This is a genomic window from Halorubrum sp. Atlit-26R (assembly GCF_003666015.1).
Classification (GTDB): domain Archaea; phylum Halobacteriota; class Halobacteria; order Halobacteriales; family Haloferacaceae; genus Halorubrum.
This window is the reverse complement of the sequence record NZ_QPLT01000514.1, coordinates 1-450: the sequence shown is the minus strand read 5'-3', so window position 1 is coordinate 450 and position 450 is coordinate 1. Positions and strand designations below refer to the sequence as shown.

Sequence of the window (450 nt, the reverse complement as noted above, 5' to 3'; positions counted from 1 at the left end):
GTGTCACAACGGCTCCCGTCCTGTGACGAGTCATCGCCTACCTGTTTCCACGGCAGGCTCTCTCCCCACGGGTTGACGCGTCGTGCGATGTTCGCACTCGCGTTAATATCCGCTTGAAACGGCGAAACGTGGCACTCGGGATTCTTGCACGTGAACTCAGCTTGTCGGGGTCGATACCCGATGTGCTTGCACGAGTGACACGTCTGTGAAGGGTACTGCGGGTGGACGTATCGGACTGGAATCTCGGCGTCCTTCGCCTTGTCCTCAATTCGTCCTTGCAACCGAGCGAAGGCCCACGAGTGCAGGCGTCGAGTCATATATTTCCCGTAGTCCAGTGACTCACGAATGTACGTCAAGTCCTCCATCACGATGACAGGATTGTCGAACTGACGAGCGTACTCCACAGACTCCCGAGAGGCTTTCTCGATGATGTCTGTGAGGCGGTTCTGG

At 56.9% G+C, this 450-nt stretch carries 1 protein-coding gene; it reads right to left on the bottom strand.

The genetic code is table 11. The features are described 5' to 3' along the window. A partial coding sequence (locus tag DVK07_RS21720) for an RNA-guided endonuclease TnpB family protein (protein WP_147441339.1) occupies positions 1 to 450 on the bottom strand: 450 nt, incomplete at both ends.